The following is a 6,089-nucleotide window of genomic DNA, read 5'->3' as shown; positions in this document are numbered from 1 at the left end:
CAACCATAACGAAACGCTGAGCTACCCCACCGAATACGACCAGACCCTCTACGCCAGCGTCGAGCAGGCGTTCAATATGGGGGCGGTGGCCGTGGGAGCGACGATCTATTTCGGCTCGGAACAATCGCGTCGTCAGATAGAAGAAATTTCTGCCGCCTTTGAGCGGGCGCATGAGCTGGGCCTGGTCACCGTGCTGTGGGCCTATCTGCGTAATTCGGCGTTCAAGAAAGACGGTGTCGACTATCATGTCTCCGCGGACCTGACCGGTCAGGCCAACCACCTGGCGGCCACCATCGGCGCCGATATCGTTAAGCAAAAAATGGCGGAGAATAACGGCGGCTACAAAGCGGTTAACTTCGGCTATACCGACGACCGGGTGTACAGCAAACTGACCAGCGATAACCCCATCGATCTGGTGCGCTACCAGCTGGCCAACTGCTATATGGGCCGCGCCGGGCTGATCAACTCCGGCGGCGCGGCGGGCGGGGAGACCGACCTTGCCGACGCGGTGCGCACAGCGGTGATCAATAAACGCGCCGGCGGTATGGGGCTGATCCTTGGTCGCAAAGCGTTTAAGAAATCGATGGCTGACGGCGTGAAGCTGATCAATGCCGTGCAGGACGTCTACCTCGACGGGAAAGTGACTATCGCCTGATAAGCACGAGTATCGTTGGGATCCCCGGTGGCGCGACGCGCACCGGGGTTACCGTTGTGTATGCGCCTTCAGGCCGCGCCGTTACCGCGTCAGCAGCCAGCGGGCGGTATGTTCATCGGTCACCAGACCATTGATCCAGCCGCCTTTAAGGGCGGCCAGGATCGCCGGTCGTTTGTATTCTCCACACGCCGCGGCAATACGCGGGCAGTGGTTCTGACGGATATCATAGCTGGTGATCATGCGGTTGATCTCGCTGTCTACCACGTTGCCCTCCGCATCAATAAACCGTCCGAGGATCTCTCCGATGCCGCCGCGCGCGGTCAGCTCATCCATTTGCGCCTGATTGATAAACCCGTCTTTAAAGATCGGACTTTGCGTGCCCAGGGGACCAATGCCGACAAAAACAACGTCCGCCTCGCGGGCGACGCCGGAGACGCTGCGGAATAAGCGGTTGGTGCACCACATCTCATACTCCTCTGCGCTGTGGGCGTAGCGCGGCGCCGGCCACTGATAGTACTTGGCTTTTATTTTGCGCGTCAGCAGCAGGGGCACGTCATCGTAATAGTTGCACTCCCCGTCGGCGTTCATGGCGCTGATCAGCGCCACGCAGCGGGTATTCAGGCTGTCAAAATCGATGCGCTGCAGCGCTTTTTTCAGGGTCAGGCCCGAGCCCAGGCCGATGATTTTCTCTTTATCATCCTGCAGATAGCGAGCCATCAGCTGATAGCAGCCAAACGACACGCTGTCGAGGGTGCTTTCTTCGCTAAAGGCGGGGACTACATTACACTCGATTAAACCGTATTTTTCCTGCAACAACTGCGCATAATCGAGGCAGTTTGCCACCGGATGGTGCAGATTAATCGACACAATCCCTTCTTCTTTCGCGGCGGCGATCAGCCGTTGCACCACCGGTCTGGAGGTGCCCAGCTGGCTGGCGATCTCGCTCTGATTCTGACCGGCGATGTAGTACATCCATGCGGCACGCACCTTCTGATCCAACCGGATATCGTCTTCTTTACTCATGGTTTCCCGCCCTAAGTTGCTGACCAGGGCTCGCAATTGGCCCGGCGAATACCCGCATTCTCGCCGTGGTTGGCATAACTGGCAAGCTTTTGCTCTTGTCTGGTCATTTGTAATTTAATTGGGTAATTGTTCTTTTGTGATCCGTGGCTCTTATTTTGGTCAAATGATCAATTACAGTGGCGCCATCAACTCAAGGAGAACAGAACATGAACAATCAATTCACATGGCTTCATATCGGTCTGGGTTCTTTTCATCGCGCGCATCAGGCGTGGTATCTGCATCGTCTGATAGCGTCCGGGGATAAGCGCTGGCACATCGCGGCAGGAAATATTCGTAACGACGCCGAGCAGGTGGTGCAGGCGCTGGCGGCGCAGGGAGGACGTTACGTCCTGGAGACCGTCAGCCCGGAAGGGGAGCGCGACTATGAAGAAATTACTTCTATCCAGAAATTGCTGCCGTGGCAGGCCGGGCTGCAGCCGCTGATTAACGAAGGGGCGAACCCGCAGACCAAAGTTATCGCCTTTACTGTGACGGAAGGGGGGTACTACCTGAACACCCGCCATCAGCTGGAAACCAGTAACCCCGATCTGCAGGCCGACCTGCAAGGCGAGTGCAAAACTATTTATGGCACCCTCGCGCGGATCCTGGAGAAGCGCATGGCCGACTACGCCGGGCCGCTGACCCTGCTCAACTGCGACAACGTGCGCCACAACGGCGAGCGTTTTCACGACGGCATGGTGGAGTTCCTGCAGCTCACCGGCAAGCAGGCGGTGATTGACTGGATGGCGGCCAATACCACCTGTCCGAACACCATGGTAGACCGCATCACCCCGCGTCCGGCGGCCGATCTGCCGGCCCGCATCAAAGCGCAAACCGGGATTGATGACAAAGCGCCGGTGATGGGGGAGACCTTTATCCAGTGGGTGGTGGAAAACCACTTCCGCGATGCCCGCCCGAACCTCGAGTCGGTCGGCGTGGAGATGGTGGAGTCGGTCATCCCGTATGAAGAGGCGAAAATCCGCATTCTGAACGCGTCGCACAGCTGCATTGCCTGGGCGGGAACCTTAATCGGCCAGCAGTATATTCATGAAAGCACGCTCACCGATGCTATCTACACCATTGCCGACCGCTACGTCACGGAGGATGTCATTCCCTGCCTCGGCGATAACGGCATTGATTTGCCGACCTACCGGGATGTGGTGCTTAAGCGCTTTACCAACCCGTATATCCAGGACACCAACCAGCGCGTCGCCGCCGACGGCTTCTCGAAAATTCCGGCGATGATCGCCCCCACGCTGCAGGAGTGCTATCAGCGCGGCGTCCGCCCTGAGGCGACCGCCATGCTGCCGGCGCTGTTCTTCGTCTTTATGGAGCAGTGGCATAAGGGAACGCTGCCGTATCAGTACCAGGACGGCATCCTGGACGCGCAGGCGGTGCATGAGATGTATGAGGCTCAGGATCCGGTGGCTGTCTACGCCCGCGATAAAGCCCTGTTTGGCGACCTGGCCAACAACGCGGATTTTCTGGCGCTGATGCGCGAGAAAGTCGCCGCCGTTTACACGCTGATTAAATAAGAGGTGGCTATGTATCTGGGTATCGATCTCGGCACATCAGAAGTCAAAGCGCTGGTCATTGATGAGAACTATGAGGTTATCGCCAGCCATAGCGCGCCGCTGAGTATTCAGCGGCCCCATCCGCACTGGTCAGAACAATCGCCGGAGTTATGGTGGGAGGCGACGGAGTACCTGATGAACACGCTACGGGAAAAATGCGCGCAGCACTGGCCGGCCATTAAGGCGATTGGCCTCTCCGGGCAGATGCACGGCGCGGTGTTGCTGGATGAAAAGGGGGAGACGATCCGTCCGGCCATTCTGTGGAACGACACCCGCTGCGCCGCAGAGTGCGCCGAGCTGGAGGCGATGGCGCCGGAGCTGCATCAGGTGGCGGGAAACCTGGCGATGCCAGGCTTTACCGCGCCGAAGCTGCTGTGGGTGCGCCGTCATGAGCCGCAACACTTTCAGCGCACCGCCACGGTGCTGCTGCCGAAGGATTATCTGCGCTATCGGATGACCGGGAAGAAAGTCTCCGATATGTCGGACGCCGCCGGGACGCTGTGGCTGGACGTGGCGAAGCGCGACTGGTCCGACGCTCTGCTGGACAAGTGCGGCCTGTCGCGCAGCCAAATGCCGACGCTGGTCGAAGGCTGTGAGGTTTCCGCCACCCTTGATCCGCAGGTGGCGGCGCGCTGGGGGCTGAACGCCTCGGTGGTGGTGGCCGGGGGCGGGGGGGATAACGCGGTCAGCGCCATTGGCGTCGGCGCGGTCTCGCCGGGGGATGCGTTTATTTCGCTCGGCACCTCCGGGGTGCTGTTTGTGGTGACCGACGCCTATCGTCCGGCGCCGCAGTCGGCGGTACATGCGTTTTGTCACGTGCTGCCGAACCTGTGGCACCAGATGAGCGTCATGCTGAGCGCCGCCAGCTGTTTGCAGTGGTTCTGCCGCCTGACCGGCACCACGGAGGTGGCGCTGCTGGCGGAAATTGCCGAGCTCAGCGAGGAGGAGAAAGCCCACGCCCCGTTTTTCCTGCCCTATCTCTCCGGCGAACGTACCCCGCATAACGATCCTGACGCGCGCGGCATGTTCTGGGGCATGACCCACGCCAGCCTGCGCGCCCAGCTTGGCTACGCGGTGCTGGAAGGGGTGAGCTTCGGTATCAACGACGGCCTGCAGGCGTTGAAAGAGAGCGGTACGCCGATCGCGCAGTGCTCGCTGGTGGGCGGCGGCGCCCGCAGTCCTTTCTGGGCCCAGCTGCTGGCCGACATTCTCGCTATGCCGGTGGTGACCCATAAAGGGGGAGAGACCGGCGGTGCGCTGGGCGCGGCGCGGCTGGCCTGCCTGGCGGCGGGCAAACCGATTGCCGCGGTGTGTGAAAAACCGGAAGTCTGGCAGACCTGGCGTGCGGATCCCGTTCGCCACCACATCCTGATGCAACGCTACGCGCAGTTTAAAGACCTGTATTTAAACGATCTGAATTATCGGCAGCACTGATTTTCATCATAACAGCCGCTTCGTTGCACGTCGCGGAGCGGCCACCCTGTACCCTGAAAACGAGGTCATTATGTCTATCAATAATAAACAGTGGCTCGGTTTACCCCTGAACCTGCTCTGGGGATACATCGCCATTGCCGTATTTATGACCGGCGACGGTTTTGAATTAGCCTTTCTGTCGCACTATATCAAAGCGCTCGGCTTTTCTCCGGCGGAGGCCTCCTTTGCCTTTACCCTCTACGGCCTGGCCGCCGCGCTGTCGGCATGGATTTCCGGCGTGGTGGCAGAAATCATCACCCCCCTGAAAACAATGATGATTGGCTTCGTGCTGTGGTGCGTGTTCCACGTGCTGTTCCTCGTTTTCGGCCTCGGTCATGCCAACTATGCGCTGATCCTGATTTTCTACGGCATCCGCGGCTTCGCCTATCCGCTGTTCCTCTACTCGTTTATCGTCGCCATTATTCACAACGTAAAAAGCGACAACGCCAGCTCGGCCATCGGTTGGTTCTGGGCGGTCTATTCCATCGGCATCGGCGTGTTCGGCAGCTATATTCCGAGCTTCACCATTCCGCACATTGGCGAACTGGGGACTTTATGGCTGGCGCTGGCTTTCTGCGTCACCGGGGGCGTGATTGCCCTGGCTTCCCTGCGCCATATTCAGACGCCGCAGCATATGCAGAATCTCACCACTCGCCAGAAATTTTCTGAGCTGGGACGCGCCGCAACGCTGCTCTATACCAACCGCAATATTCTGCTGTCGAGCATGGTCAGGATTATCAATACCCTCTCGCTGTTCGGCTTTGCGGTCATTATGCCGATGATGTTCGTCGATGAGCTGGGCTTCACCACTTCAGAATGGCTCCAGGTATGGGCAGTCTTCTTCTTCACCACCATTTTCTCTAACGTGCTGTGGGGGATCCTGGGGGAAAAACTGGGCTGGATGAAGGTGGTGCGCTGGTTCGGCTGCATCGGAATGGCGCTCTCCAGCCTGGCGTTTTACTACATCCCTCAGCACTTTGGCCATAGCTTTGCGATGGCGCTGATCCCCGCCATCGCCCTCGGGATCTTTGTCGCCGCCTTCGTGCCGCTGGCCGCCGTGTTCCCGGCGCTGGAGCCGAAGCACAAAGGCGCGGCGATTTCGGTCTACAACCTGTCGGCGGGGATGTCGAACTTTCTCGCGCCGGCGATTGCCGTGGTGCTGCTGCCGTTCTTCAGCACCATTGGGGTGGTGATCGCCTACACCGCATTGTACGTGGTGGCCTTTTTCCTCTGCGCCTTTATCCGCGTGGAGCAGCCGGGGTTCTCCCACAAGGAAGCGCCCGCCCACGAGCAGGTTGAATTCTCTTAGGTGATGCGGCTGGCAT

At 59.3% G+C, this 6,089-nt stretch carries 5 protein-coding genes; 4 read left to right on the top strand and 1 reads right to left on the bottom strand.

The annotated features are described in order from the left end of the window. On the top strand, positions 1-655 hold a 655-nt coding region (locus tag CWM53_RS10935), incomplete at its 5' end, for a class I fructose-bisphosphate aldolase (RefSeq protein WP_106427121.1). Between the two features lie 81 nt (positions 656-736). Here the strand turns inward: CWM53_RS10935 and CWM53_RS10930 are convergent. Then, positions 737-1,678 carry a sugar-binding transcriptional regulator gene (locus CWM53_RS10930; protein ID WP_100729461.1) on the bottom strand — a complete coding sequence of 314 codons (942 nt, stop codon included), beginning with the start codon at positions 1,676-1,678 and terminating at the stop codon, positions 737-739. A gap of 206 nt (positions 1,679-1,884) precedes the next feature. On the opposite strand from CWM53_RS10930, the gene dalD reads away from it, so the two are divergent. The 3 genes from dalD to dalT all read left to right on the top strand — a co-directional run bounded on the left by dalD (position 1,885) and on the right by dalT (position 6,073). After that, a complete protein-coding gene (gene dalD, locus CWM53_RS10925; RefSeq protein WP_100729460.1) occupies positions 1,885-3,252 on the top strand; it encodes a D-arabinitol 4-dehydrogenase in 1,368 nt (455 codons plus the stop codon). 9 nt (positions 3,253-3,261) lie between these two features. Further along, entirely contained in the window at positions 3,262-4,725 is a 1,464-nt protein-coding gene (xylB, locus tag CWM53_RS10920; RefSeq protein WP_100750788.1) for a xylulokinase, read from the top strand. Between the two features lie 70 nt (positions 4,726-4,795). Continuing rightward, positions 4,796-6,073, top strand: a complete 1,278-nt coding sequence (gene dalT / locus CWM53_RS10915) for a D-arabinitol transporter (RefSeq protein ID WP_100729458.1) — start codon at positions 4,796-4,798, stop codon at positions 6,071-6,073. Positions 6,074-6,089 lie beyond the last annotated feature (16 nt).

Origin of the sequence: Klebsiella sp. A-Nf5, assembly GCF_002810545.1 — a bacterium.
GTDB classification, from domain to species: Bacteria; Pseudomonadota; Gammaproteobacteria; order Enterobacterales; family Enterobacteriaceae; genus Klebsiella; species Klebsiella variicola.
Note: the sequence above shows the minus strand (reverse complement) of the source record. Positions and strands in the feature narration are given on the sequence as shown.

Excerpts from the sequence above, each read along its gene's own strand:
- CWM53_RS10930 (WP_100729461.1), bottom strand. The coding sequence starts at position 1,678 with ATGAGTAAAGAAGACGATATCCGGTTGGATCAGAAGGTGCGTGCCGCA.
- dalD (WP_100729460.1), top strand. The coding sequence starts at position 1,885 with ATGAACAATCAATTCACATGGCTTCATATCGGTCTGGGTTCTTTTCAT.
- xylB (WP_100750788.1), top strand. The coding sequence starts at position 3,262 with ATGTATCTGGGTATCGATCTCGGCACATCAGAAGTCAAAGCGCTGGTC.
- dalT (WP_100729458.1), top strand. The coding sequence starts at position 4,796 with ATGTCTATCAATAATAAACAGTGGCTCGGTTTACCCCTGAACCTGCTC.